Genomic DNA, 24932 nt, shown 5'->3' on the forward strand with positions numbered 1-24932 from the left:
CCCACCCCCGCGCAGTTCCCCGCGCCCTGAGTGTCCGGTGCCGGGCGGTGCGGCAGGCTTGGCCGGGGTGTTGCGCGGTTCCCCGCGCCCCTGGGGGGCCCGGTGCCGGCCGGTGCGACAGCCCTGCCCCACCCCCGCGCAGTTCCCCGCGCCCCTGTGGTTGTGCTGGGGCGTTGCCAGCCTGTCCGGCGTTTGAGGACGAGCGCCCTTCAGGCGCGAACGGGGTCCGGAGCCCCGGGGTTTCTTTTCGACCCCCGGAGGGTTTCGGGAAGGGGCGGGGTGGGGCGTACCCCGGGTCTGGGCGCAGCCCAGGGTGTCTACGCGGCCTGCCCGGCCGGCCGCGCCCACCCCCACCCCGGCGTCACGACGACAGCCACTGATCGACCCCGGCCAGAAGCTTCTCCTGGACGTCACCAGGCGCGGCCGACCCACGAATCGACTGCCGCGCCAACTCCGCCAGCTCCACGTCGTCGAACCCGTGGTGGCGACGCGCGATCTCGTACTGCGCCGCCAAGCGCGAACCGAAGAGCAGAGGATCGTCCGCACCCAGCGCCATCGGCACACCGGCGTCGAACAGGACCCGCAATGGCACGTCCTCGGGCTTCTCATAGACACCGAGGGCGACGTTGGACGCGGGGCACACCTCACAAGTGACACCCTTGTCGGCGAGGCGCCGCAGCAGACGCGGATCCTCCGCCGCCCGCACCCCGTGCCCCACGCGCCGCGCCCGCAGATCGTCGAGGCAGTCCCGCACGGACGAGGGCCCGGACAGCTCGCCCCCGTGCGGAGCCGCGAGCAGCCCGCCCTCGCGCGCGATGGCGAAGGCACGGTCGAAGTCCCTTGCCATGCCCCGGCGTTCATCGTTGGACAGGCCGAATCCGACCACCCCGCGATCGGCGTAGCGGACCGCGAGCCGGGCCAGGGTGCGCGCGTCCAGGGGGTGCTTCATACGGTTCGCCGCGACCACGACCCGCATGCCGAGCCCGGTCTCGCGCGACGCCGCGTCGACCGCGTCCAGGATGATCTCCAGGGCCGGGATGAGCCCGCCGAGCAGCGGAGCGTACGAGGTGGGGTCCACCTGGATCTCCAGCCAGCCGGAACCGTCCTTGACGTCCTCCTCGGCGGCCTCGCGCACCAGGCGCTGAATGTCCTCGGGCGAGCGCAGACACGACCGGGCCGCGTCGTACAGGCGCTGGAAGCGGAACCAGCCGCGCTCGTCGGTGGCCCGCAGCTTCGGCGGCTCCGCGCCGGTCAGCGCGTCGGGCAGCCGCACGCCGTACTTGTCGGCGAGCTCGAGCAGGGTGGCGGGCCGCATCGACCCCGTGAAGTGCAGATGCAGATGGGCCTTCGGCAGATCTCGTACGTCGCGAACGTGCTCCATCCCAAGATCCTGCCGCACGCCCCACCGCACCGGTAGGCCTTTCCCTGAAGGTGGTCTCGCTCGTACACAAAAACGGGGCCTCACCTACGATTCCCGTAGGTGAGGCCCCGGAGCGGAGCGGACCTCAGTCCTTGGCCTCCGCCAGCAGCTTCTGGATCCGCGAGACCCCCTCGACCAGGTCCTCGTCGCCGAGCGCGTACGAGAGCCGCAGGTAGCCCGGGGTGCCGAAGGCCTCGCCGGGGACGACCGCGACCTCGGCCTCGTCCAGGATGAGCGCCGCGAGCTCCGCGGAGGTCGCCGGGCGCTTGCCGCGGATCTCCTTGCCGAGCAGGCCCTTCACCGACGGATAGGCGTAGAACGCGCCCTCCGGCGTCGGGCAGACGACGCCGTCGATCTCGCTCAGCATGCGCACCATCGTCTGGCGCCGCCGGTCGAACGCCTCGCGCATCTTCGCGACCGCGTCCAGGTTCCCGGTGACGGCGGCGAGCGCGGCGACCTGCGCCACATTGCTCACGTTGGACGTGGCGTGCGACTGGAGGTTGGTGGCCGCCTTCACGACGTCCTTCGGGCCGATGATCCACCCGACCCGCCAGCCGGTCATCGCGTAGGTCTTGGCGACGCCGTTGACGACGACGCACCGGTCGCGCAGCTCGGGCAGGATCGCGGGCAGCGAGGTGAACGTGGCGCTGCCGTAGACCAGGTGCTCGTAGATCTCGTCGGACATGACCCACAGGCCGTGCTCGACGGCCCAGCGTCCGATCGCCTCGGCCTCGGACTCGCTGTAGACCGCGCCCGTGGGGTTGGAGGGGGAGACGAACAGCACGACCTTCGTGCGCTCGGTGCGGGCCGCCTCCAGCTGCTCCACCGACACCCGGTACCCGGTCGTCTCGTCGGCCACGACCTCCACCGGGACACCGCCCGCCAGGCGGATCGACTCGGGGTAGGTCGTCCAGTACGGGGCCGGCACGATGACCTCGTCGCCCGGGTCGAGGATCGCCGCGAACGCCTCGTAGATCGCCTGCTTGCCGCCGTTGGTCACCAGGACCTGCGAGGCGTCGACCTCGTAGCCCGAGTCGCGCAGCGTCTTGGCGGCGATCGCCGCCTTGAGCTCGGGCAGCCCGCCGGCCGGGGTGTACCGGTGGTACTTCGGGTTGCGGCAGGCCTCGACGGCGGCGTCGACGATGTAGTCGGGCGTCGGGAAGTCGGGCTCACCTGCGCCGAAGCCGATCACCGGACGCCCGGCGGCCTTGAGGGCCTTGGCCTTGGCGTCGACGGCGAGGGTCGCGGACTCGGAGATGGCGCCGACGCGCGCGGAGACCCGGCGCTCGGTGGGGGAGGAAGGCGGGGGAGTTGCAGCGCTCATACCGGCCATGGTCCCAGACCCGCCCCGAGGGGAGCACGCGCGTTTCACGGACCGGTCAGCATGTGGACAGGCGTCCGACGGCGGCGTCCGACGGCGGCGGGCCGACGGCGTTCGCGGGGAAGCTGTTCGACGCCGGGCCGCCGACCACGTACACTCACTGCCTGTTGGCCCTCACCGACCACACCACCACATGCGGTAGGTTGGGGGAACCACAAAGGGTCGTAGCTCAATTGGTAGAGCACTGGTCTCCAAAACCAGCGGTTGGGGGTTCAAGTCCCTCCGGCCCTGCTACACACACCTTCGCCAGGTTGTGTGCGCATGTACGTACTTCAATGCACCGCCGTGCGGCTCCACCGGGCGCGGCACGGCCATGACCCGGAATCAGGTGAGTAGCGTGACGGACGCCGTGGGCTCCATCGACATGCCTGATGCCCAGGACGAGGCAGCGGAGTCCAAGGATTCGAAGAAGAAGGCCCGCAAGGGCGGTAAGCGCGGAAAGAAGGGCCCTCTGGGCCGTCTCGCGCTCTTCTACCGGCAGGTCGTCGCCGAACTCCGTAAAGTTGTCTGGCCGACACGCAGCCAGCTGACGACGTACACCTCCGTGGTGATCGTGTTCGTCGTCATCATGATTGGCATCGTGACGTTGATTGACTCCGGCTTCTCGCAGGTAGTCAAGTACGTCTTCGGCTGATCCGCGAAGGGCGCCCCTTTTGGCGCCCCTTTCGCATGTTCCACCGCCATCTGTAGCCAGGAAGAAGCAGCCACCGTGTCTGACCCGAACCTGAACGACGCCATCGAGTCGGTCGAGTCCGTCGAGGACGAGCTCGACATCGTCGAGGCGGCCGACGAGGACGAGGCCGAGGCTGCCGACGCCGCTGCGGGCGAAGCGGCCGAAGAGGCTGCCCTGCACGTCGAGTCCGACGACGCCGAGGCCGACGACACCGACGCCGAGGCCAACGACGCCGAGGCCGTCGAGGCGAGCGCCGCCGCCGACTCCGACGAGGACGAGGACGAGGCCGCCGAGTCGGACGAGGAGTCCGCCGACGAGGACGAGTCCGCCGCCGACGAGGCCGAGGAGCCGGCGGAGCCCGCCGCCCCGGTCGACCCGGTCGAGGCCCTGCGCCAGGAGCTCCGCTTCCTGCCCGGCGAGTGGTACGTCATCCACACGTACGCCGGTTACGAGAAGCGTGTGAAGGCCAACCTCGAACAGCGTGCCGTCTCGCTGAACGTCGAGGAGTTCATCTACCAGGCCGAGGTCCCCGAAGAGGAGATCGTCCAGATCAAGAACGGCGAGCGCAAGAACGTCCGGCAGAACAAGCTGCCCGGTTACGTTCTCGTCCGCATGGATCTGACGAACGAGTCCTGGGGCGTCGTCCGCAACACCCCGGGTGTCACCGGCTTCGTGGGCAACGCCTACGACCCGTATCCGCTGACCCTGGACGAGATCGTCAAGATGCTCGCCCCCGAGGCCGAGGAGAAGGCCGCCCGCGAGGCAGCCGAGGCCGAGGGCAAGCCGGCTCCGCAGCGCAAGGTCGAGGTCCAGGTCCTGGACTTCGAGGTGGGCGACTCGGTCACCGTCACCGACGGCCCCTTCGCGACGCTCCAGGCGACCATCAACGAGATCAACGCCGACTCGAAGAAGGTCAAGGGTCTCGTCGAGATCTTCGGCCGCGAGACCCCGGTCGAACTCAGCTTCGACCAGATCCAGAAGAACTGACGCCTCCGGGCGACGCCTTCGGGCACCGGCTTCTGGAACCCGCACTTCCGAGCAGGTCAGAAGGGCTCTCGCAGCCCCTCTGACCTGCTCGGTTTTTAGCCGCGCAGCTATACCCGTTATCGTTGTGCGGTATGCCTCCATCCGGTTGATCGGATGCAGGCGGTTCACTCTCACTAGGACCCGGAGAGAGCAATGCCTCCCAAGAAGAAGAAGGTCACGGGGCTTATCAAGCTCCAGATCAACGCCGGTGCGGCGAACCCGGCTCCGCCGGTCGGCCCCGCGCTCGGCCAGCACGGCGTCAACATCATGGAGTTCTGCAAGGCCTACAACGCCGCGACCGAGTCGCAGCGTGGCTGGGTGATCCCGGTGGAGATCACGGTCTACGAAGACCGCTCCTTCACCTTCATCACCAAGACGCCGCCGGCCGCGAAGATGATCCTCAAGGCCGCTGGTGTCGAGAAGGGCTCCGGCGAGCCCCACAAGACCAAGGTCGCGAAGATCACCCAGGCTCAGGTGCGCGAGATCGCCACGACGAAGCTCGCCGACCTGAACGCCAACGACCTCGACGCCGCGTCGAAGATCATCGCTGGCACCGCCCGTTCCATGGGCATCACGGTCGAGGGCTGATCTCAGCTCACCCCCGTCTGACCTCCAGTGGTAGGGCCAAGCGCTGGCCCGCACCACGACTCCATGCCTGAACACTTACAGGAGCAGAAGTGAAGCGCAGCAAGACTCTCCGCGCTGCGGACGCCAAGATCGACGCGGAGAAGCTGTACGCGCCGCTCGAGGCGGTCCGTCTCGCCAAGGAGACCTCCACGACCAAGTTCGACGCCACCGTCGAGGTCGCCTTCCGCCTGGGTGTCGACCCGCGCAAGGCCGACCAGATGGTCCGTGGCACCGTGAACCTCCCGCACGGCACCGGTAAGACCGCCCGGGTCCTGGTCTTCGCGACCGGCGACCGTGCCGAGGCCGCGCTTGCCGCGGGCGCCGACATCGTCGGCTCCGACGAGCTCATCGACGAGGTTTCGAAGGGCCGTCTGGACTTCGACGCCGTCGTCGCCACCCCGGACCTCATGGGCAAGGTCGGCCGCCTCGGCCGCGTGCTCGGTCCCCGTGGCCTGATGCCGAACCCGAAGACCGGTACGGTCACCCCCGACGTCGCCAAGGCGGTCGAGGACATCAAGGGCGGCAAGATCGAGTTCCGCGTCGACAAGCACTCGAACCTGCACTTCATCATCGGCAAGGTGTCCTTCGACGACACCAAGCTGGTGGAGAACTACGGTGCGGCTCTGGAGGAGATCCTCCGTCTGAAGCCGTCCGCCGCCAAGGGCCGGTACATCAAGAAGGCGACCATCACCACCACGATGGGCCCCGGTATCACCCTGGACCAGAACCGCACCCGCAACCTCCTCGTCGAGGAGGACCCGGCCGCCGTCTGATCCCACGGATCACCGGCAGTCGCGGGTTCGCGTACGGAGACGTACGTACGTCCGTCCTGAGACCGGCCCCCGCACCTCGTCAGAGGCGCGGGGGCCGGTTTTTTGTGAGCGGTCTGTCAGTGGGCTGAGTTACGTTGGCAGAAGAGTTCATCGGATGGATCAAGGGGTGGGGACACATGAGCAGGACCGTCAAGCGCGCCGGTATATCCCTGGCGACGGTCGCGGCACTGGTGGCGGGGGCCACCGCGTGCCAGGGCGGGGGAGGGTCCAAGAAGGCCGACGACGCGCCGAAGCAGGGCTCCCAGCAGTCGAGCCCCAAGGACGCGCGGGCGGCGCTTCAGGCGGCGTACAAGAGGACGTCGGCGGCCAAGTCGGCCAAGGTCACCATCAAGATGTCGATCCCGGGTGCGGCCACGGGCGTCCCCGGTGGAGCCGGCGGCGACATGGAGATGACCGGCGTCCAGTCGTGGGACCCGGCGGCGCTGGACATGACGATGAGTGGTTCGGCCTTCGCGCAGGCCGGCAAGGACGCGCCGAAGCAGATCCGGATGGTCCAGCTCGACAACGTCATGTACATGGACATGGGTGCTGCGGCGGCCAAGGACATGGACGGCAAGCACTGGATGAAGATGGACCTCGGCGCCATCGCCGGCGCCGCCGGTTCGTCCGTTCCGTCGCTGAGTGGTGGCGCCCCGAAGCAGGACCCGGCCCAGCAGCTCGCGATCCTGACGGACTCGCCGAACGTGAAGCATCTCGGTACCGAGCAGATCGACGGCGCCCCGGCCGAGCACTACAAGGGCACCCTGAGCATCGACGAGATGGCCGCCAGCAACCAGGCGCTCGACGGCATGTCCGCCCAGGACCGCCAGAAGCTCATCGACACCACGAAGAAGGCCGGCATCACGGGCTACGACACCGAGCTCTGGATCAACAAGGACGGCTACCCGGTGCAGACGAACGTCGGTTTCGCCATGCCCCAGGGGAAGATGACCATGAGCGCGCACTACTCGGACTACGGCGCCAAGGTCGCGGTCAGCGCCCCGTCGGCCGACGAGACGTTCGACTTCGCCGACATGATGAAGGGCGCCGGGGGCGGCGCGGGCGCGGGCCAGAGCGCCTGACGGACCCGCTGGCGACCCATCGGCGCCGTTCGGGCGGATTTGCCTGACACGGACGACGTAACGTACGCTTTCCCAGAAGCCAAAGACCGCTGGTCGTTGCCGTGCCTTCATTCGAGGGTGCGGTGGCCGAAGGATCCGCTGGATGCGGACGACCCGCGCAGGTGACCGTGGAAAGTTCCCGGATGTCTCTCTTCTGAGTGCAGCTGGTTGAGCTACGCCCCGTGCGCCTGCGCCGGGGCGTTTCGTTTTGTTCAGCCCCTTCTGAGCGGTCCTCATCACCCGGAAGGAGGCCGACGCTCTATGGCAAGGCCCGACAAGGCTGCCGCGGTAGCCGAGCTCGCGGACCAGTTCCGCAGCTCGAACGCCGCCGTGCTGACCGAGTACCGGGGTCTCACCGTGGCGCAGCTCAAGACGCTGCGTCGTTCGCTCGGTGAGAACGCCCAGTACGCCGTGGTGAAGAACACGCTGACCAAGATTGCGGCCAACGAGGCCGGGATCACTTCGCTGGACGACCAGTTCAATGGTCCGACGGCGGTTGCCTTCATCACCGGTGACCCGGTGGAGTCGGCGAAGGGTCTTCGTGACTTCGCCAAGGAGAACCCGAACCTGATCATCAAGGGCGGTGTCCTTGATGGCAAGGCGCTGTCCGCCGATGAGATCAAGAAGCTTGCGGACCTCGAGTCCCGCGAGGTTCTGCTCAGCAAGCTGGCCGGCGCGTTCAAGGGCAAGCAGTCGCAGACTGCCTCGCTCCTCCAGGCGCTGCCGTCGAAGTTCGTCCGCACCGCGGAAGCGCTTCGCGTCAAGCTCGCCGAGCAGGGCGGTGCCGAGTAATTCGGCTCGCGCATTGATCGTGCCCCTTTAGGGACGCGGTCGCAGCGGGCCGAACGTACGCCCGCCTACATGTACATCCGGCACCCGCCGAATTAGTGGAAGGATCGCCCATCATGGCGAAGCTCAGCCAGGAAGACCTGCTCGCCCAGTTCGAGGAGATGACCCTCATCGAGCTCTCCGAGTTCGTGAAGGCCTTCGAGGAGAAGTTCGACGTCACCGCCGCCGCGGCCGTCGCCGTCGCCGGCCCCGCGGGCCCGGGCGCCCCGGTCGAGGCCGCTGAGGAGCAGGACGAGTTCGACGTCATCCTCACCGGTGCCGGCGAGAAGAAGATCCAGGTCATCAAGGTCGTGCGCGAGCTGACCTCCCTGGGTCTGAAGGAGGCCAAGGACCTCGTCGACGGCGCCCCGAAGCCCGTCCTCGAGAAGGTCGCCAAGGAGGCCGCGGAGAAGGCCGCCGAGTCCCTCAAGGGTGCCGGCGCCTCCGTCGAGGTCAAGTAACACCTCGCGGGTCCGCAAGGTCCCGCACCCGCCCGGCAGGCGCGCTCGCGCGCCGCTGGGCACCGCCAAGGGCGATCACCCATCCGGGTGGTCGCCCTTCGGCGTACCCGCGACGCGTGCCTTGCACGGGCCTCCTCGGGGAGTATGGTGATCTTCGCCGTCTGCTCGGCGAGACGCAGGCGCAGGCTCCGCGACGGCTCCCGCGGCATCTCCGGGGAGCGGAGGGGTCTTGACGAACCGCACGCAGCGCGCAATTCTCAGGACGCGTCGTCACAACGATCCGCATCCGAGGCATGGATCGACGGCGAAGAGGGCAGTACTAATCTGCGTCTGCGCGGCGCACGGCCGACCGAGGTACCGAGGTACTTGAGAAGAGCAACGCGGGTGTCGAAGAATCCGCCCTGGACATCAGTGAGCCGAGTGGCTACACTGACCCTTTGCGCTGCCTGTTAGCTGTCCCCTGCCCGTCACCAGGGGCATGCCCTCGCTTGAGCACCTTGGATTGAACCGATCTGACCTGGCCTTTCCGGCCGAATCAGAAACGTCTCTCCCTGTGCCCACGTGGGACCGGTACGCGCGTAGTGAGTCCGAGCCCTCGGAAGGACCCCCTCTTGGCCGCCTCGCGCAACGCCTCGACCGCCAATACGAACAACGGCGCCAGCACCGCCCCGCTGCGCATCTCCTTTGCAAAGATCAAGGAACCCCTCGAGGTTCCGAACCTTCTTGCGCTGCAGACCGAGAGCTTTGACTGGCTGCTCGGCAATGCCGCTTGGAAGTCTCGCGTCGAGGCCGCTCTCGAGAGCGGGCAGGACGTCCCCACCAAGTCCGGTCTGGAGGAGATCTTCGAAGAGATCTCCCCGATCGAGGACTTCTCCGGGTCGATGTCCCTGACCTTCCGCGACCACCGCTTCGAGCCGCCGAAGAACTCGATCGACGAGTGCAAGGAGCGCGACTTCACGTTCGCGGCCCCGCTCTTCGTCACCGCGGAGTTCACCAACAACGAGACCGGCGAGATCAAGTCCCAGACGGTCTTCATGGGCGACTTCCCGCTCATGACCAACAAGGGCACCTTCGTCATCAACGGCACCGAGCGTGTCGTCGTGTCGCAGCTGGTCCGCTCGCCGGGTGTCTACTTCGACTCCAACATCGACAAGACGTCCGACAAGGACATCTTCACGGCCAAGATCATCCCGTCCCGGGGTGCCTGGCTCGAGATGGAGATCGACAAGCGCGACATGGTCGGTGTCCGCATCGACCGCAAGCGCAAGCAGTCCGTCACCGTCCTGCTCAAGGCTCTCGGTTGGACGACCGAGCAGATCCTCGAGGAGTTCGGCGAGTACGAGTCGATGCGCGCCACCCTGGAGAAGGACCACACCCAGGGCCAGGACGACGCGCTGCTCGACATCTACCGCAAGCTGCGCCCGGGCGAGCCGCCGACGCGCGAGGCCGCTCAGACGCTGCTCGAGAACCTCTACTTCAACCCCAAGCGCTACGACCTCGCCAAGGTCGGCCGCTACAAGGTGAACAAGAAGCTCGGCGCGGACGAGCCGCTGGACGCCGGCGTGCTCACCACCGACGACGTCATCGCGACCATCAAGTACCTGGTCAAGCTGCACGCCGGTGAGACCGAGACGGTCGGCGAGTCGGGCCGGAACATCGTCGTCGAGACCGACGACATCGACCACTTCGGCAACCGTCGTCTGCGTAACGTCGGCGAGCTCATCCAGAACCAGGTCCGCACGGGTCTGGCTCGTATGGAGCGCGTCGTGCGCGAGCGCATGACGACCCAGGACGTCGAGGCGATCACGCCGCAGACCCTGATCAACATTCGCCCGGTCGTGGCGTCGATCAAGGAATTCTTCGGCACCTCGCAGCTTTCGCAGTTCATGGACCAGAACAACCCGCTGTCGGGTCTCACCCACAAGCGCCGCCTGTCGGCGCTCGGCCCGGGTGGTCTCTCCCGTGAGCGGGCCGGCTTCGAGGTCCGTGACGTGCACCCCTCGCACTACGGCCGCATGTGCCCGATCGAGACCCCTGAAGGCCCGAACATCGGTCTGATCGGTTCGCTCGCCTCGTACGGCCGCGTCAACGCGTTCGGCTTCATCGAGACGCCGTACCGCAAGGTCGTCGACGGCCAGGTCACCGACGAGGTCGACTACGTCACCGCCGACGAGGAGGACCGCTTCGTCATCGCGCAGGCCAACGCCGCGCTGAGCGACGACATGCGGTTCACCGAGCCGCGCGTCCTGGTCCGCCGTCGTGGCGGCGAGGTCGACTACGTGCCGGGCACCGAGGTCGACTACATGGACGTCTCGCCGCGCCAGATGGTGTCGGTCGCGACGGCCATGATCCCCTTCCTCGAGCACGACGACGCCAACCGTGCCCTCATGGGCGCGAACATGATGCGTCAGGCCGTGCCGCTGATCACGTCCGAGGCGCCGCTCGTCGGCACCGGCATGGAGTACCGCTGCGCGGTCGACGCCGGTGACGTCATCAAGGCGGAGAAGGCGGGTGTCGTCCAGGAGGTCTCCGCGGACTACATCACCGTCGCCAACGACGACGGCACGTACACCACGTACCGGATCGCCAAGTTCGCCCGCTCCAACCAGGGCACCTCGGTCAACCAGAAGGTTGTCGTGGACGAGGGCGCCCGCGTGATCGAGGGCCAGGTCCTGGCCGACGGTCCCGCCACCCGCGAGGGTGAGATGGCGCTGGGCAAGAACCTGCTCGTGGCGTTCATGCCCTGGGAGGGTCACAACTACGAGGACGCGATCATCCTGTCGCAGCGCCTCGTGCAGGACGACGTCCTCTCCTCGATCCACATCGAGGAGCACGAGGTCGACGCCCGTGACACCAAGCTCGGCCCGGAGGAGATCACCCGGGACATCCCGAACGTCTCCGAGGAGGTCCTCGCCGACCTCGACGAGCGCGGCATCATCCGTATCGGTGCCGAGGTCGTCGCCGGCGACATCCTCGTCGGCAAGGTCACGCCCAAGGGTGAGACCGAGCTGACGCCGGAGGAGCGCCTGCTGCGCGCGATCTTCGGTGAGAAGGCCCGTGAGGTGCGTGACACCTCGCTGAAGGTGCCGCACGGCGAGATCGGCAAGGTCATCGGCGTCCGCGTCTTCGACCGTGAAGAGGGCGACGAGCTGCCGCCGGGTGTGAACCAGCTGGTTCGCGTCTACGTGGCGCAGAAGCGCAAGATCACGGACGGCGACAAGCTCGCCGGCCGTCACGGCAACAAGGGTGTCATCTCGAAGATCCTTCCGATCGAGGACATGCCGTTCCTCGAGGACGGCACTCCGGTCGACATCATCCTCAACCCGCTCGGCGTCCCGTCCCGAATGAACCCGGGACAGGTCCTGGAGATCCACCTCGGCTGGCTCGCCAGCCGTGGCTGGGACGTCTCCGGTCTCGCCGACGACTGGGCTCAGCGACTCCAGGCGATCGGCGCCGACCAGGTCGCCGCCGGCACCAACGTCGCCACCCCGGTCTTCGACGGCGCCCGCGAGGACGAGATCACCGGTCTTTTCGAGGCCACGATCCCCAACCGCGACGGCGACCGTCTGGTCCAGCCCTCGGGCAAGGCCAACCTGTTCGACGGCCGCTCCGGCGAGCCGTTCCCGGACCCGATCTCGGTCGGGTACATGTACATCCTGAAGCTGCACCACCTGGTCGACGACAAGCTGCACGCTCGCTCGACCGGTCCGTACTCGATGATCACCCAGCAGCCGCTGGGTGGTAAGGCCCAGTTCGGTGGCCAGCGCTTCGGTGAGATGGAGGTGTGGGCGCTGGAGGCATACGGCGCCGCGTACGCACTCCAGGAGCTGCTGACCATCAAGTCCGACGACGTGACCGGCCGTGTGAAGGTCTACGAGGCCATCGTCAAGGGCGAGAACATCCCTGAGCCCGGCATTCCCGAGTCCTTCAAGGTGCTCATCAAGGAAATGCAGTCGCTCTGCCTCAACGTGGAGGTGCTGTCCTCGGACGGCATGTCCATCGAGATGCGCGACACGGACGAGGACGTCTTCCGCGCTGCGGAGGAGCTCGGTATCGACCTGTCCCGGCGCGAGCCGAGCAGCGTCGAAGAGGTCTGACGGGTCTGACGGGGGCTCGCTAAGAGCCCCCGTCTTCCCCGGGACCCCCCTCAGACCATCTTGAAGAATCGACCCCGAAAGAGGGATTGACGACAAGTGCTCGACGTCAACTTCTTCGACGAGCTGCGGATCGGCCTCGCCACTGCTGACGACATTCGTCAGTGGTCACACGGTGAGGTCAAGAAGCCGGAGACCATCAACTACCGCACCCTCAAGCCCGAAAAGGACGGACTCTTCTGCGAGAAGATCTTCGGTCCGACCCGGGACTGGGAGTGCTACTGCGGCAAGTACAAGCGCGTCCGCTTCAAGGGCATCATCTGTGAGCGCTGTGGCGTAGAGGTCACGCGTGCCAAGGTGCGCCGCGAGCGGATGGGCCACATCGAGCTTGCCGCTCCCGTGACCCACATCTGGTACTTCAAGGGCGTCCCGTCGCGTCTTGGCTACCTGCTCGACCTCGCGCCGAAGGACCTCGAAAAGGTCATCTACTTCGCCGCGTACATGATCACGTTCGTGGACGAGGAGCGCCGTACGCGCGACCTGCCGTCGCTGGAGGCGCACGTCTCCGTCGAGCGCCAGCAGATCGAGAACCGCCGCGACTCCGACCTCGAAGCCCGCGCCAAGAAGCTCGAGAGCGACCTCGCCGAGCTTGAGGCCGAGGGTGCCAAGGCCGACGTGCGCCGCAAGGTGCGCGAGGGTGCCGAGCGTGAGATGAAGCAGCTGCGCGACCGTTCGCAGCGCGAGATCGACCGTCTCGACGAGGTGTGGAGCCGCTTCAAGAACCTCAAGGTCCAGGACCTCGAGGGCGACGAACTGCTCTACCGCGAGCTGCGTGACCGCTTCGGCACGTACTTCGACGGCTCGATGGGCGCCGCTGCTCTTCAGAAGCGCCTGGAGACGTTCGACCTCGACGAGGAGGCCGAGCGCCTTCGCGAGATCATCCGCACCGGCAAGGGCCAGAAGAAGACCCGTGCGCTCAAGCGCCTCAAGGTCGTCTCCGCGTTCCTCCAGACCAGCAACAGCCCCAAGGGCATGGTGCTGGACTGCGTGCCGGTCATCCCGCCGGACCTGCGTCCGATGGTGCAGCTGGACGGTGGCCGCTTCGCGACCTCCGACCTGAACGACCTGTACCGCCGCGTGATCAACCGCAACAACCGCCTCAAGCGACTCCTTGACCTCGGCGCCCCCGAGATCATCGTGAACAACGAGAAGCGCATGCTTCAGGAGGCCGTCGACGCGCTCTTCGACAACGGCCGTCGTGGTCGCCCGGTCACGGGCCCCGGCAACCGTCCGCTGAAGTCGCTGTCCGACATGCTCAAGGGCAAGCAGGGCCGCTTCCGTCAGAACCTGCTCGGCAAGCGTGTGGACTACTCCGCGCGTTCCGTCATCGTCGTCGGCCCGCAGCTCAAGCTGCACCAGTGCGGTCTGCCGAAGGCCATGGCGCTCGAGCTCTTCAAGCCGTTCGTGATGAAGCGCCTGGTCGACCTGAACCACGCGCAGAACATCAAGAGCGCCAAGCGGATGGTCGAGCGCGGCCGCACGGTCGTGTACGACGTCCTCGAAGAGGTCATCGCCGAGCACCCGGTTCTGCTGAACCGTGCGCCCACGCTGCACCGCCTCGGCATCCAGGCCTTCGAGCCCCAGCTGGTCGAGGGCAAGGCCATCCAGATCCACCCGCTCGTCTGCACCGCGTTCAACGCGGACTTCGACGGTGACCAGATGGCCGTCCACCTGCCGCTCTCCGCGGAGGCGCAGGCCGAGGCCCGCATCCTGATGCTGTCCTCGAACAACATCCTGAAGCCGGCCGACGGTCGCCCCGTCACCATGCCGACCCAGGACATGGTGCTCGGCCTCTTCTTCCTCACCACGGATGAAGAGGAGCGCGAGGTGAAGGGCGCCGGCCGCGCCTTCAACTCGACCGCCGAGGCGATCATGGCGTTCGACGCCCGGGAGCTCTCGCTCCAGGCGAAGATCGACATCCGCTTCCCGATCGGCACCGTCCCGCCGCGTGGCTGGACCCCGCCGCTCGACGAGGACGGCGAGACGACCTGGCAGCAGGGCGACTCGTTCCGTCTGCGGACGTCTCTTGGCCGCGCGCTCTTCAACGAGCTGCTGCCCGAGGACTACCCGTTCGTCGACTACTCGGTCGGCAAGAAGCAGCTCTCCGAGATCGTCAACGACCTCGCCGAGCGCTACCCCAAGGTCATCGTGGCGGCGACGCTCGACAACCTGAAGGCGGCCGGCTTCTTCTGGGCGACCCGTTCCGGCGTCACCGTCGCCGTCTCGGACATCGTCGTCCCCGAGGCCAAGAAGGCCATCGTCCAGGGCTACGAGGCCCTGGACGAGAAGGTGCAGAAGCAGTACGAGCGCGGTCTGATCACCAAGGACGAGCGCACGCAGGAGCTCATCGCGATCTGGACCAAGGCGACCAATGAGGTTGCCGAGGCGATGAACGCGAACTTCCCCAAGACGAACCCCATCTTCATGATGGTTGACTCGGGTGCCCGAGGAAACATGATGCAGATGCGTCAGATCGCCGGTATGCGTGGTCTGGTGTCGAACGCGAAGAACGAGACCATCCCGCGTCCGATCAAGGCCTCGTTCCGCGAGGGCCTGACCGTGCTCGAGTACTTCATCTCGACCCACGGTGCCCGTAAGGGTCTGGCCGACACCGCCCTGCGTACCGCCGACTCGGGTTACCTGACCCGTCGTCTGGTGGACGTCTCGCAGGACGTCATCATCCGCGAGGAGGACTGCGGCACCGACCGCGGCCTCAAGCTCAAGATCGCGGAGCGGGGCGCCGACGGCGTGCTGCGCAAGACCGAGGACGTCGAGACCTCCGTCTACGCCCGCATGCTCGCCGAGGACGTCGTCGTCGACGGCAAGGTCATCGCGCCGGCCAACGTGGACCTCGGTGACGTGCTCATCGACGCCCTCGTGGGCGCGGGTGTCGAGGAGGTCAAGACCCGCTCGGTCCTGACCTGTGAGTCCGCGGTCGGCACCTGTGCCTTCTGCTACGGACGCTCGCTCGCCACCGGCAAGCTGGTCGACATCGGTGAGGCGGTCGGCATCATCGCCGCCCAGTCCATCGGTGAGCCCGGTACCCAGCTGACGATGCGTACCTTCCACACCGGTGGTGTGGCCGGTGACGACATCACGCAGGGTCTGCCGCGTGTCGTCGAGCTCTTCGAGGCCCGTACGCCCAAGGGTGTCGCGCCGATCTCGGAGGCCAAGGGCCGCGTCCGGATCGAGGAGACCGAGAAGACCAAGAAGATCGTCGTCACCCCGGACGACGGCAGCGAGGAGACGGCGTTCCCGATCTCCAAGCGTGCCCGTCTCCTGGTCGGCGAGGGCGACGCGGTCGAGGTGGGCCAGAAGCTCACCGTCGGTGCCACCAACCCGCACGACGTGCTGCGGATCCTCGGTCAGCGTGCGGTCCAGGTCCACCTGGTCGGCGAAGTCCAGAAGGTCTACAACAGCCAGGGCGTGTCGATCCACGACAAGCACATCGAGATCATCATCCGGCAGATGCTGCGCCGCGTGACGATCATCGAGTCCGGCGACGCGGAGCTGCTGCCGGGCGAGCTCGTCGAGCGCTCGAAGTTCGAGACCGAGAACCGTCGTGTGGTCACGGAAGGCGGCCACCCGGCCTCCGGCCGTCCGCAGCTGATGGGTATCACCAAGGCCTCGCTGGCGACGGAATCCTGGCTGTCGGCCGCCTCCTTCCAGGAGACGACCCGAGTCCTGACGGACGCGGCGATCAACGCCAAGTCCGACAGCCTCATCGGCCTCAAGGAGAACGTCATCATCGGTAAGCTCATCCCGGCCGGTACGGGTCTGTCCCGCTACCGCAACATCCGGGTCGAGCCCACCGAAGAGGCCAAGGCCGCGATGTACTCGGCCGTCGGCTACGACGACATCGACTACTCGCCGTTCGGCACGGGCTCCGGCCAGGCCGTTCCGCTGGAGGACTACGACTACGGTCCGTACAACCAGTAAGGCGTACGTCTGAGGTACTGAAGGGCGCCCATTCCGCTGTGTGCGGGGTGGGCGCCCTTCGGGGTTTTCAGCGCGCGGCCAGCTGCCACAGGCCGAGCGCGGTGCCGGTGACGGCGGTCAGCGCGGCGATGCTCGCCACCGGCCAGCGCCCGCGCTCCAGAGCGTCCAGCCGTGCCTCGTGGTCGGCGAGCTGGCGATCGGTCTGGTCACTGCGCTGGACGAGCAGGGCCAGCGCCCCGTCGGCCCGGGCGAACCCGGCCTCCAGAGTGCCGCGAAGACGCTCCAGCTCCAGCGCGACCGGCACCGGGTCGCTCCAGTCAGGCTCGGTCATCGGCGGCACCCACGGGCTGGGTCCCGGTGCGCAGCCAGCCGGGCAGCAGACCCTGGACGGCGGGCAGGGCCATGACACGGGCGAGCCCGCCGGCGACGGCCAGTGCCCCGGCGACCCAGGGGAGGGTGGCCGGGACGCCGCCGGCGTCCACGATGGCGGGCAGCGCGAGAGCGAGGCCCACGGCCGTCTGGAGAACGGTGCGCAGGGCGCTCTTGGCGGCTTCGGACATGAGGGGCTTCCTTCTTCGGTACGGGGAGCGGTCCCCGGGAGCGGCGTACCACTTTCGGGACCGCTCGGCGGGGAGGTCAGGCTGTGTACGGGACCTTCAGGGCGTCCCAGGAGGTACGGCCCGGCACGCCGTCGGCGTCCGCGCCCTGGAAGCCGAGCTTGCGCTGCCACCGGGCGTAGGAGTCGCGGTCGGCATTGGTCCAGCGGGGGCCGGGGCCCTCGGAGTACGCGGAGCAGCCCTCGGCGACGAGCCGCCGGCCCATCGCGGTGATCACCGCCGAGTCGGTGCCGTCGGCGAAGAAGGCGGCGCCGGGAAACGGCTGGTAGCCGCGTGAGCCCATCGCGTCGTGAATGACCGAGCCGTGGTAGCCGGTGGGGTTGGCGGCGAGCCGGGCGGCGATGCGCGAGCGCAGTGCCGCCATCGTGAAGCCGCGCGGGTCGTTCTTCCAGTCCGACCACTCCAGATGGCCGATCACGCTCTTCGCGGACCAGCCGTGGGCCCGGCACAGCGCCGCGGAGACCCGCTCGATCGCGTCGAGCTGGGCGGCGGGCCACGGGTCGGCGCCGTCACCGAGGTTGACGCACTCGAAGCCGTAGAAGCGGGCGTTGCCGTCGACCGCGCCGGAGCTGCCCTCGTGCTGGTGGGTGGCCGGCGGGCGGTCGCCGTAGTTCTCGGCGATCACGGCGTTCAGGACCGCCGGGTCGCCGCCGCCCGCGTGGTTGGCCCGGCCGTTGCCGACCAGGTGGACGGTGCCGTCCTTGGCGATGACGCCGTGGCACAGCGGGCCGGGCAGCTCGTCGTAGCCGTCGCTGACGAGCCACAGGGCGACGGGCAGGATCGCGGCCCCTCCTTGCCGGCCTTCCCGACGGACTTCGCCGCCTGGTCGGCGGCGGTCTTCATCCCCTTGAGCTCCTTGGCGGACTGCTGAGCGGCCCCCTTGATCCGCCCGACGTTGGTGTTGGCCGTCCCGGCCTGCCTACCGAGCGTGCCGGCGGAGCGGCCGGCGCCGTCGATTCCTGTTTTGAACCCTTTGAGCGAGCCGGAGGCTCTGGTGAGGGATTGAACTAGGGACATGGTGTATCCATTTCGTAGCCCGCTGCTTCTTCGGTTCCGTCAGCCGAGTGCCCGCGCCAGGTGTGTGATGCGGTCCTCCAGGCGGCTTATCTGAGCGGCCGTCTCCGTGAAATCCCCTATTCCATTTACGCTGGACCGGCGAGGCGGCGGAGTTGCGTTGGCGCGATTCTGTACGTGATCGCGGCGGTTTTCCAGGGAGCGCACCTTTGTTTTCAGTGACTGAATGTGTTGTTGATTCGGTCCGACCGGGCTGTCGGGTACTGCGAGCTGAACCGGATAACGCTGGTTCTCATCCCCTCGGCCTGGGCCAGACCATTTCCGAGGCTATTCAAGCGCACGTTCACGGCGACGAGGGGATCGTCCGGTTTCTTCCCGAAAAGCCATCCCCGCTTGTTCCGATTGAACCGCTTTTCGATGAACGATTCGACCATTTTTGTGCCGTCGAATATGGCTGGCAAGCCGAACTTGATGAAGCTCGTTGCCTTGGCGATGGCTACGATCTCGACAAAGGCGGTGAGGTTTTCTTTCCAGTCCTTGTCGCTCCACATAGCCCCAAAGGGAAGCTCTTTCTTCTCCTCCTTGTTGGCCTTCTTGGCGAGCGACTGTTAACGGCTCCCAACCGCTTGGTTAGAGCATCCTGCTCTCCTTGGAGTTGTTCCGTATCCGGCATCTGCTGGTCGCCCATTCATGTGATCGCCTGTACGCACCTGCTGGGTGACGGTCTTGACGTGAAGAGATCAAACACATATTGTGATGGCAAAATCCCCTTTTTGCTCCCGATCTGGAGATTGCCAAGTGACAACCATTGCCCTTTCCGGGGTTCTCTCGCTGGGTCGTTGGTGGATCTTTTTAGGGGGTATGGCTTGGGTGGCTTGCGCCGTGGGGCTTGCGGTGGCGGACGTCTTCTCCTACCGCCGAAGGGTCACAACGCCTGCCCGGTGCATCTACGTGGAGATGGAATCGAGCGGGATTGCCCTGCACACCCTTGAAAGGGTGCCCGTGGCCGATGAAAAGAAGCTCGTCGCCCTACGGACCAAAGGTGAGGTCGTCCGTCCGCAAGGGGTGCTGAAGATCTCGTACGACCCCAAGAATGCCCACGAGGTTTTCGTGGCGACTGCACATCCCCGAATATCGCGCCTACGCGGCGAAATGTTTATCGCAGCGATAGGTTTCGCTCAGATTTTCTATATCCTCATCCGGTGGGGCATCTCTTGACGCTTCCATTCCGGCGACTGGACTTGTCTGCGGCCTGTCAGCTCAGCTGAAGAAGCGCGCGAGCTCCGCAGGCGTAGGCGTGTCCGTCCCGAGGTACGGCTCCTGGCCGGAGCGCGCGGATTGATCCAGATGTGTTTCCGCGGTGCCCGGCCGCGGCACCGCCTCCGGGTAGTCCAGGGGGTCCGCGTCCTCGCCTGAATTGATCGTCGCGGTCATCCAGTTCGCCACAGCCAGGTGGTCCACCGCGGCGGCGAGGAGGTGGGTGGTGGAGTCCCACTCCACCGCCTCGCCGTGCAGGTCGCGGTTGACCGCGCTGTCGCGCGGCAGGTGCTTGACCAGGACGGCGAGGCGGCGGGACGTCAGGGTGCCGCGATGCCAGTCGAGGAGGTCGACGGCGTAGTGGCGCAGCAGGTCGGCTTCCAGAGCCTCGGCGTGTTCTTCGACGAACGCGTCGAGGCTCAGTCTTCCCCCAGGCCGAGCCCGGTCTCCTTGCCGTACGCCTCCAGGATCGCGGCGATGTCCTGCATCGTGATGTCGTGCTCCAGGAACTTCTTGAACTGCGCCTCGCCGAACAGCAGTCCGAGCAGCCCGTCGACGTCGCTGTCGTCGAGGTCGCGCAGGGACCGTGCCGTGCGGTGGCCGATCTCGGTGGGGAGTTCGAAGGTGTCGCCGTCCAACTGGAAGGACCACGCGGTCCCGTGCGCCTCCAGGCGCTGGGCGCGGGCCGCGTTGACGTCGAATCCGGACATGGTGCTGCTCCTAAGCAGTCGAGGGAAGCGGGGGTGGCGCCGCCCCGGGGAGGGGAGACCCGGGGCGGCGCCGATTCAGGTGGTACGGAGACGGCGCGGGGCCGGCGCGTGAGCACCGGCGCCCGCCCCGATGTGGCGGGAAGCGGGCTCACCCCGAAAAGAGGCGCGAGCCCAACTCGGCTTCCTGAAGGGCTACTTCGTGCCGAACGACGCGTCCTTCATCAGCCACGTCGCCAGCGCCTCGCCCGGCTTGGGGGCCATCGCGGTGAAGGTGACGCCCAGCTTGACGGCGCCCTTGCGGTTCAGGTCGATGTCGTCGGAGACGGTCACCACGCCACGCGGCACCACGAAGCGGTAGGCCACCTGGGTGCCGTCGGTGAACTCGATGCCCAGCGCGCGCTCGTCCTCGCCCTGGTCGCTGTGGATCTCGTACTTGTAGAGATCCGTGTTCGGGGCGACCTCGGAGACCTGGCCACCGCCGAAGAAGAACGGCAGGGTGTCCTCGTTGAGCTGGAGCATGCCGAACTTCAGGGTGAGCTCGCGCTGGGTGTAGATCGTGCGGGCCGGGGTCAGCGACTGCCAGGTGTCGATGTTGGCGGTCTTGCCCTTCCGGCCGAACTTCACGCCGTCGGTGCTGGTGTAACCCAGGTCGTGCCAGGCCGGGCCCCACACGGCGGTGGTGTCGGCGGGCGCGGCGGTGCCGACGGCGGCGAGGAAGATGCGGCCGGTGCCGGCCACGCGGATCTCGCTCGGGTTCATTCCGGACATGCTGGTTCTCCTTGGTGGGTGGTGCGGGATGCGCGTAGGGCCCCGCCGGATCGGCGGGGCCCTACGGTGCGGGGGTGGGTCAGGACGGGCGGAGCGAGAGGCGCACCGTGGTGCGGTTGCCGGCCGGCCGGTTGTGGTCCGGCAGCCAGCGCACGGCCTCGGTCTCGACGACGTCGGTGACGACCGCGGTGCCATAGGTGGTGCCGCGAAGCTGGAGGAGTGCGGCGCGGACCGAGAGCGACAGGGTGTGTGCCGCCGTCTTGGTCGGGCCGTACACCTCCAACTCGACGAGAGGCTGGTCGAGGTGGAGGTCGTCGACCCAGGCGCCGCCGGTCCGGGAGACCAGCACCGCCTGTTGCGTATCGTCGAAGACGGCGGACGGCCGGTTGTCGACGGCCACCCCGGACAGCTCCGGCAGGTACTTGAGGTGGTCGACGATCAGGCGTTCCACATCCGGGAACGCGAGCAGGGCCTCGTTCAACCGAGCCTCCTTTCGGTGGTCGGGGCAAGAGGGCCGGCCGTCCGGCGGACGACCGGATCGCGTGGAGCGACCGGTGGGAGAGGGCCGCGCGAGCAGTGCGCGGCCTCGGCAGCGCGACATCTCGGCGAGCAGCTGAACGCGACGCCACCCACCACGGTCGGCCGGTTCTACGGCGCTAGGCGCTTCGGAGCGCCCCCTGCCCCGGGCCGTCCGGCCGCTGAGGCACCCCGGGGCCGGCCCGCGCTGGAGGCCGCCGAGGCACCCCGGCCGGCCCGCATCAGGGGCCGCCCCGGAATCGTGGAGTGACCGGCGTGTCGTCCTGGACGGCATTTGTTTTGACCCAAGTCGATGCGGTAGGTACGCTCAGACCTTGTGCCTGGGGTGTGCCTGGGCTCCGCTGCGTGCCTACGTCCGCAGCGCGAGCTTCTGGACCGGCCACCGCAATCTGCGCTTCTCCCGCCCTCGGGCGGGGTCCGCAGTATTCGACACACCCGACCGCGTGGGTCGGAGACGTGTTTCAGGTTAGTTTTACTACGGCACACAGAAACCGGAGAAGTAGTGCCTACGATCCAGCAGCTGGTCCGGAAGGGCCGGCAGGACAAGGTCGAGAAGAACAAGACGCCCGCGCTCGAGGGTTCGCCCCAGCGCCGCGGCGTCTGCACGCGTGTGTTCACGACCACCCCGAAGAAGCCGAACTCGGCGCTCCGTAAGGTCGCGCGTGTGCGTCTGACCTCCGGCATCGAGGTCACGGCCTACATCCCGGGTGAGGGACACAACCTGCAGGAGCACTCCATCGTGCTCGTGCGTGGTGGCCGTGTGAAGGACCTGCCGGGTGTTCGCTACAAGATCATCCGCGGTTCGCTCGACACCCAGGGTGTCAAGAACCGCAAGCAGGCCCGCAGCCGCTACGGCGCCAAGAAGGAGAAGTAAGAATGCCTCGTAAGGGCCCCGCCCCGAAGCGCCCGGTCATCATCGACCCGGTCTACAGCTCTCCTCTTGTCACCTCGCTGATCAACAAGATCCTGCTGGACGGAAAGCGCTCCACCGCCGAGCGCATCGTCTACGGCGCCATGGAGGGCCTGCGCGAGAAGACCGGTGCTGACCCGGTCATCACGCTCAAGCGCGCTCTGGAGAACGTCAAGCCGTCTCTTGAGGTCAAGTCCCGCCGTGTCGGTGGCGCCACCTACCAGGTGCCGATCGAGGTCAAGCCCGGTCGCGCCGCCACCCTCTCGCTTCGCTGGATCGTGGGTTACTCCCGCGCCCGCCGTGAGAAGACCATGACCGAACGCCTCATGAACGAGCTGCTCGACGCCTCCAACGGCCTCGGCGCCGCGGTCAAGAAGCGTGAGGACACCCACAAGATGGCCGAGTCCAACAAGGCCTTCGCGCACTACCGCTGGTAGTCGCTACCCACATCGAGACCGAGAGAAGACTGAGCCGATATGGCTACCACTTCACTTGACCTGGCCAAGGTCCGCAACATCGGGATCATGGCTCACATCGACGCGGGCAAGACGACCACCACCGAGCGGATCCTGTTCTACACCGGTGTGTCGTACAAGATCGGTGAGGTCCACGACGGCGCTGCCACGATGGACTGGATGGAGCAGGAGCAGGAGCGCGGCATCACGATCACGTCCGCCGCGACGACCTGCCACTGGCCGCTCGAGGACGTCGACCACACCATCAACATCATCGACACCCCGGGTCACGTGGACTTCACGGTCGAGGTGGAGCGTTCGCTCCGCGTCCTCGACGGTGCGGTCACCGTGTTCGACGGTGTCGCCGGTGTGGAGCCGCAGTCCGAGACGGTCTGGCGTCAGGCCGACCGTTACGGCGTTCCGCGTATCTGCTTCGTCAACAAGCTCGACCGTACCGGCGCCGAGTTCCACCGCTGCGTCGACATGATCGTGGACCGCCTCGGCGCCACCCCGATCGTGATGCAGCTGCCGATCGGTGCCGAGGCCAACTTCGAGGGCGTTGTGGACCTGGTCCGCATGAAGGCCCTCGTGTGGTCCGCGGAAGCGACCAAGGGCGAGATGTACGACGTCGTCGACATCCCGGCCACGCACGTCGAAGCCGCTGAGGAGTGGCGCGGCAAGCTGGTCGAGACCGTCGCGGAGAACGACGACCAGATCATGGAGCTCTTCCTCGAGGGCGTCGAGCCCACCGAGGAGCAGCTGTACGCCGCGGTGCGTCGCATCACCATCGCGTCCGGCAAGGGCGGCGACACCACCGTCACCCCCGTGTTCTGTGGCACCGCGTTCAAGAACAAGGGCGTCCAGCCCCTGCTCGACGCGGTCGTCCGCTACCTGCCTTCCCCCCTGGACGTCGAGGCCATCGAGGGCCACGACGTCAAGGACCCGGAGGTCGTGGTCAAGCGCAAGCCGTCCGACGAGGAGCCCCTCTCGGCGCTGGCGTTCAAGATCGCGTCCGACCCGCACCTGGGCAAGCTCACCTTCATCCGGATCTACTCCGGACGCCTTGAGGCCGGCACCGCTGTGCTGAACTCGGTCAAGGGCAAGAAGGAGCGCATCGGCAAGATCTACCGCATGCACGCGAACAAGCGTGAGGAGATCGAGTCGGTGGGCGCCGGTGACATCGTGGCCGTCATGGGCCTGAAGCAGACCACCACCGGTGAGACGCTTTCGGACGAGAAGAGCCCGGTGATCCTGGAGTCCATGGACTTCCCGGCGCCGGTCATCGAGGTCGCGATCGAGCCCAAGTCCAAGGGTGACCAGGAGAAGCTGGGTGTCGCCATCCAGCGTCTCGCGGAGGAGGACCCCTCCTTCCAGGTGCACACCAACGAGGAGACCGGCCAGACCGTCATCGGCGGTATGGGCGAGCTTCACCTCGACGTCCTCGTCGACCGTATGCGTCGCGAGTTCAAGGTCGAGGCGAACGTCGGCAAGCCGCAGGTCGCGTACCGCGAGACGATCCGCAAGACCGTCGAGCGCGTGGACTACACCCACAAGAAGCAGACCGGTGGTACCGGTCAGTTCGCCAAGGTGCAGATCGCGATCGAGCCCATCGAGGGCGGCGAAGCGGCGTACGAGTTCGTGAACAAGGTCACCGGTGGCCGCATCCCCCGGGAGTACATCCCGTCGGTGGACGCGGGTGCGCAGGAGGCCATGCAGTTCGGCATCCTGGCCGGCTACGAGATGACGGGCGTCCGCGTCACGCTTCTCGACGGTGGCTACCACGAGGTCGACTCCTCCGAGCTCGCGTTCAAGATCGCCGGTTCGCAGGCCTTCAAGGAGGCCGCGCGCAAGGCTTCGCCCGTGCTCCTCGAGCCGATGATGGCCGTCGAGGTCGTCACGCCCGAGGACTACATGGGTGAAGTCATCGGTGACATCAACTCCCGCCGTGGCCAGATCCAGGCCATGGAGGAGCGCAGCGGCGCCCGCGTCGTGAAGGGCCTCGTGCCCCTCTCGGAGATGTTCGGCTACGTCGGCGACCTCCGCAGCAAGACCTCGGGTCGCGCAAGCTACTCGATGCAGTTCGACTCCTACGCCGAGGTTCCGCGGAACGTCGCCGAGGAGATCATCGCGAAGGCCAAGGGCGAGTAACTCTCCCAAGTTCACGCTTTAGGCTTGTCACCGGAGCCACTGGGGCATTCGGCGTAAACCATCCGGTTTACGGT

Annotated in this window: 22 protein-coding genes, 1 tRNA gene and 1 pseudogene; 14 read left to right on the plus strand and 10 right to left on the minus strand. The window is 67.2% G+C overall.

What is annotated here, in order from left to right:
* Positions 1 to 361 precede the first annotated feature (361 nt).
* Positions 362 to 1381, minus strand: a complete 1020-nt coding sequence (locus ABR738_RS24470) for an adenosine deaminase (RefSeq protein ID WP_350232121.1) — start codon at positions 1379 to 1381, stop codon at positions 362 to 364.
* 124 nt (positions 1382 to 1505) lie between these two features.
* Positions 1506 to 2744 (minus strand): pyridoxal phosphate-dependent aminotransferase, encoded by a 1239-nt coding sequence (locus ABR738_RS24475; RefSeq protein WP_350232122.1) that lies wholly within the window; start codon positions 2742 to 2744, stop codon positions 1506 to 1508.
* A gap of 215 nt (positions 2745 to 2959) precedes the next feature.
* Between ABR738_RS24475 and ABR738_RS24480 the strand changes: the two genes are divergently transcribed.
* The 10 genes from ABR738_RS24480 to ABR738_RS24525 all read left to right on the plus strand — a co-directional run bounded on the left by ABR738_RS24480 (position 2960) and on the right by ABR738_RS24525 (position 16442).
* A tRNA-Trp gene (locus ABR738_RS24480) sits at positions 2960 to 3032 on the plus strand.
* Positions 3033 to 3138: 106 nt separating this feature from the next.
* On the plus strand, positions 3139 to 3435 hold the full coding sequence (gene secE / locus ABR738_RS24485) for a preprotein translocase subunit SecE (RefSeq protein ID WP_053731183.1): 297 nt from the start codon (positions 3139 to 3141) through the stop codon (positions 3433 to 3435).
* A 75-nt stretch (positions 3436 to 3510) separates the two neighbouring features.
* On the plus strand, positions 3511 to 4461 hold the full coding sequence (gene nusG, locus ABR738_RS24490) for a transcription termination/antitermination protein NusG (protein WP_350232123.1): 951 nt from the start codon (positions 3511 to 3513) through the stop codon (positions 4459 to 4461).
* A gap of 192 nt (positions 4462 to 4653) precedes the next feature.
* Entirely contained in the window at positions 4654 to 5088 is a 435-nt protein-coding gene (gene rplK / locus ABR738_RS24495) for a 50S ribosomal protein L11 (protein ID WP_267055802.1), read from the plus strand.
* 89 nt (positions 5089 to 5177) lie between these two features.
* Complete coding sequence (gene rplA, locus ABR738_RS24500; RefSeq protein WP_350232124.1) at positions 5178 to 5900, plus strand: 50S ribosomal protein L1; 723 nt, start codon at positions 5178 to 5180, stop codon at positions 5898 to 5900.
* Positions 5901 to 6076: 176 nt separating this feature from the next.
* On the plus strand, positions 6077 to 7021 hold the full coding sequence (locus ABR738_RS24505; protein ID WP_350232125.1) for an SCO4651 family lipoprotein: 945 nt from the start codon (positions 6077 to 6079) through the stop codon (positions 7019 to 7021).
* A gap of 300 nt (positions 7022 to 7321) precedes the next feature.
* On the plus strand, positions 7322 to 7852 hold the full coding sequence (rplJ, locus tag ABR738_RS24510) for a 50S ribosomal protein L10 (protein ID WP_053731188.1): 531 nt from the start codon (positions 7322 to 7324) through the stop codon (positions 7850 to 7852).
* A 113-nt stretch (positions 7853 to 7965) separates the two neighbouring features.
* Positions 7966 to 8349: a 50S ribosomal protein L7/L12 gene (rplL, locus tag ABR738_RS24515; protein ID WP_350232126.1), complete on the plus strand. Its 384-nt coding sequence runs from the start codon at positions 7966 to 7968 to the stop codon at positions 8347 to 8349.
* Between the two features lie 611 nt (positions 8350 to 8960).
* A complete protein-coding gene (gene rpoB / locus ABR738_RS24520; RefSeq protein WP_350232127.1) occupies positions 8961 to 12446 on the plus strand; it encodes a DNA-directed RNA polymerase subunit beta in 3486 nt (1161 codons plus the stop codon).
* A 96-nt stretch (positions 12447 to 12542) separates the two neighbouring features.
* Positions 12543 to 16442, plus strand: a complete 3900-nt coding sequence (locus tag ABR738_RS24525; protein ID WP_350232128.1) for a DNA-directed RNA polymerase subunit beta' — start codon at positions 12543 to 12545, stop codon at positions 16440 to 16442.
* 67 nt (positions 16443 to 16509) lie between these two features.
* Here the strand turns inward: ABR738_RS24525 and ABR738_RS24530 are convergent, their stop codons facing one another.
* The 4 genes and pseudogenes from ABR738_RS24530 to ABR738_RS24545 form a co-directional block, all read right to left on the minus strand.
* Positions 16510 to 16773, minus strand: coding sequence for a hypothetical protein (locus ABR738_RS24530; protein ID WP_350232129.1), 264 nt, complete (start codon positions 16771 to 16773; stop codon positions 16510 to 16512).
* On the minus strand, positions 16760 to 17002 hold the full coding sequence (locus ABR738_RS24535) for a hypothetical protein (RefSeq protein WP_350232130.1): 243 nt from the start codon (positions 17000 to 17002) through the stop codon (positions 16760 to 16762). The genes ABR738_RS24530 and ABR738_RS24535 overlap by 14 nt, the downstream gene beginning before the upstream one ends.
* A gap of 76 nt (positions 17003 to 17078) precedes the next feature.
* A pseudogene (locus tag ABR738_RS24540) lies at positions 17079 to 17819 on the minus strand (peptidoglycan-binding protein); the annotation flags it as partial.
* 469 nt (positions 17820 to 18288) lie between these two features.
* Positions 18289 to 18624, minus strand: a complete 336-nt coding sequence (locus ABR738_RS24545; protein WP_350232131.1) for a hypothetical protein — start codon at positions 18622 to 18624, stop codon at positions 18289 to 18291.
* Positions 18625 to 18871: 247 nt separating this feature from the next.
* On the opposite strand from ABR738_RS24545, the gene ABR738_RS24550 reads away from it, so the two are divergent.
* Entirely contained in the window at positions 18872 to 19291 is a 420-nt protein-coding gene (locus ABR738_RS24550) for a hypothetical protein (RefSeq protein ID WP_350232132.1), read from the plus strand.
* 42 nt (positions 19292 to 19333) lie between these two features.
* Here ABR738_RS24550 and ABR738_RS24555 read toward each other — a convergent pair whose 3' ends face one another.
* From ABR738_RS24555 to ABR738_RS24570, 4 genes are all read right to left on the minus strand, one after another.
* A complete protein-coding gene (locus ABR738_RS24555; RefSeq protein WP_350234717.1) occupies positions 19334 to 19702 on the minus strand; it encodes a hypothetical protein in 369 nt (122 codons plus the stop codon).
* Positions 19703 to 19749: 47 nt separating this feature from the next.
* Positions 19750 to 20040 (minus strand): hypothetical protein, encoded by a 291-nt coding sequence (locus ABR738_RS24560; RefSeq protein WP_350232133.1) that lies wholly within the window; start codon positions 20038 to 20040, stop codon positions 19750 to 19752.
* A gap of 192 nt (positions 20041 to 20232) precedes the next feature.
* Complete coding sequence (locus ABR738_RS24565) at positions 20233 to 20808, minus strand: phage tail tube protein (RefSeq protein WP_350232134.1); 576 nt, start codon at positions 20806 to 20808, stop codon at positions 20233 to 20235.
* 79 nt (positions 20809 to 20887) lie between these two features.
* Positions 20888 to 21289, minus strand: a complete 402-nt coding sequence (locus ABR738_RS24570; RefSeq protein ID WP_350232135.1) for a phage tail termination protein — start codon at positions 21287 to 21289, stop codon at positions 20888 to 20890.
* A 558-nt stretch (positions 21290 to 21847) separates the two neighbouring features.
* On the opposite strand from ABR738_RS24570, the gene rpsL reads away from it, so the two are divergent.
* The 3 genes from rpsL to fusA are packed head-to-tail and all read left to right on the plus strand — an operon-like array spanning position 21848 to position 24858.
* Positions 21848 to 22219 carry a 30S ribosomal protein S12 gene (gene rpsL, locus ABR738_RS24575; protein WP_003948652.1) on the plus strand — a complete coding sequence of 124 codons (372 nt, stop codon included), beginning with the start codon at positions 21848 to 21850 and terminating at the stop codon, positions 22217 to 22219.
* Between the two features lie 2 nt (positions 22220 to 22221).
* Positions 22222 to 22692, plus strand: a complete 471-nt coding sequence (rpsG, locus tag ABR738_RS24580; protein ID WP_014154599.1) for a 30S ribosomal protein S7 — start codon at positions 22222 to 22224, stop codon at positions 22690 to 22692.
* A gap of 39 nt (positions 22693 to 22731) precedes the next feature.
* Positions 22732 to 24858, plus strand: coding sequence for an elongation factor G (fusA, locus tag ABR738_RS24585; protein ID WP_350232136.1), 2127 nt, complete (start codon positions 22732 to 22734; stop codon positions 24856 to 24858).
* The last annotated feature ends 74 nt before the right edge of the window (positions 24859 to 24932 follow it).

Source organism: Streptomyces sp. Edi4 (genome assembly GCF_040253615.1).
In the GTDB taxonomy this organism is placed as follows: Bacteria; Actinomycetota; Actinomycetes; order Streptomycetales; family Streptomycetaceae; genus Streptomyces.

Coding starts and splice junctions, on each gene's coding strand:
- ABR738_RS24530 (WP_350232129.1), bottom strand. CDS start 16,773: ATGACCGAGCCTGACTGGAGCGACCCGGTGCCGGTCGCGCTGGAGCTG.
- rplL (WP_350232126.1), top strand. CDS start 7,966: ATGGCGAAGCTCAGCCAGGAAGACCTGCTCGCCCAGTTCGAGGAGATG.
- rplJ (WP_053731188.1), top strand. CDS start 7,322: ATGGCAAGGCCCGACAAGGCTGCCGCGGTAGCCGAGCTCGCGGACCAG.
- fusA (WP_350232136.1), top strand. CDS start 22,732: ATGGCTACCACTTCACTTGACCTGGCCAAGGTCCGCAACATCGGGATC.
- ABR738_RS24535 (WP_350232130.1), bottom strand. CDS start 17,002: ATGTCCGAAGCCGCCAAGAGCGCCCTGCGCACCGTTCTCCAGACGGCC.
- ABR738_RS24470 (WP_350232121.1), bottom strand. CDS start 1,381: ATGGAGCACGTTCGCGACGTACGAGATCTGCCGAAGGCCCATCTGCAT.
- rpsG (WP_014154599.1), top strand. CDS start 22,222: ATGCCTCGTAAGGGCCCCGCCCCGAAGCGCCCGGTCATCATCGACCCG.
- ABR738_RS24545 (WP_350232131.1), bottom strand. CDS start 18,624: ATGTGGAGCGACAAGGACTGGAAAGAAAACCTCACCGCCTTTGTCGAG.
- ABR738_RS24475 (WP_350232122.1), bottom strand. CDS start 2,744: ATGAGCGCTGCAACTCCCCCGCCTTCCTCCCCCACCGAGCGCCGGGTC.
- rplK (WP_267055802.1), top strand. CDS start 4,654: ATGCCTCCCAAGAAGAAGAAGGTCACGGGGCTTATCAAGCTCCAGATC.
- ABR738_RS24565 (WP_350232134.1), bottom strand. CDS start 20,808: ATGTCCGGAATGAACCCGAGCGAGATCCGCGTGGCCGGCACCGGCCGC.
- ABR738_RS24560 (WP_350232133.1), bottom strand. CDS start 20,040: ATGTCCGGATTCGACGTCAACGCGGCCCGCGCCCAGCGCCTGGAGGCG.
- ABR738_RS24505 (WP_350232125.1), top strand. CDS start 6,077: ATGAGCAGGACCGTCAAGCGCGCCGGTATATCCCTGGCGACGGTCGCG.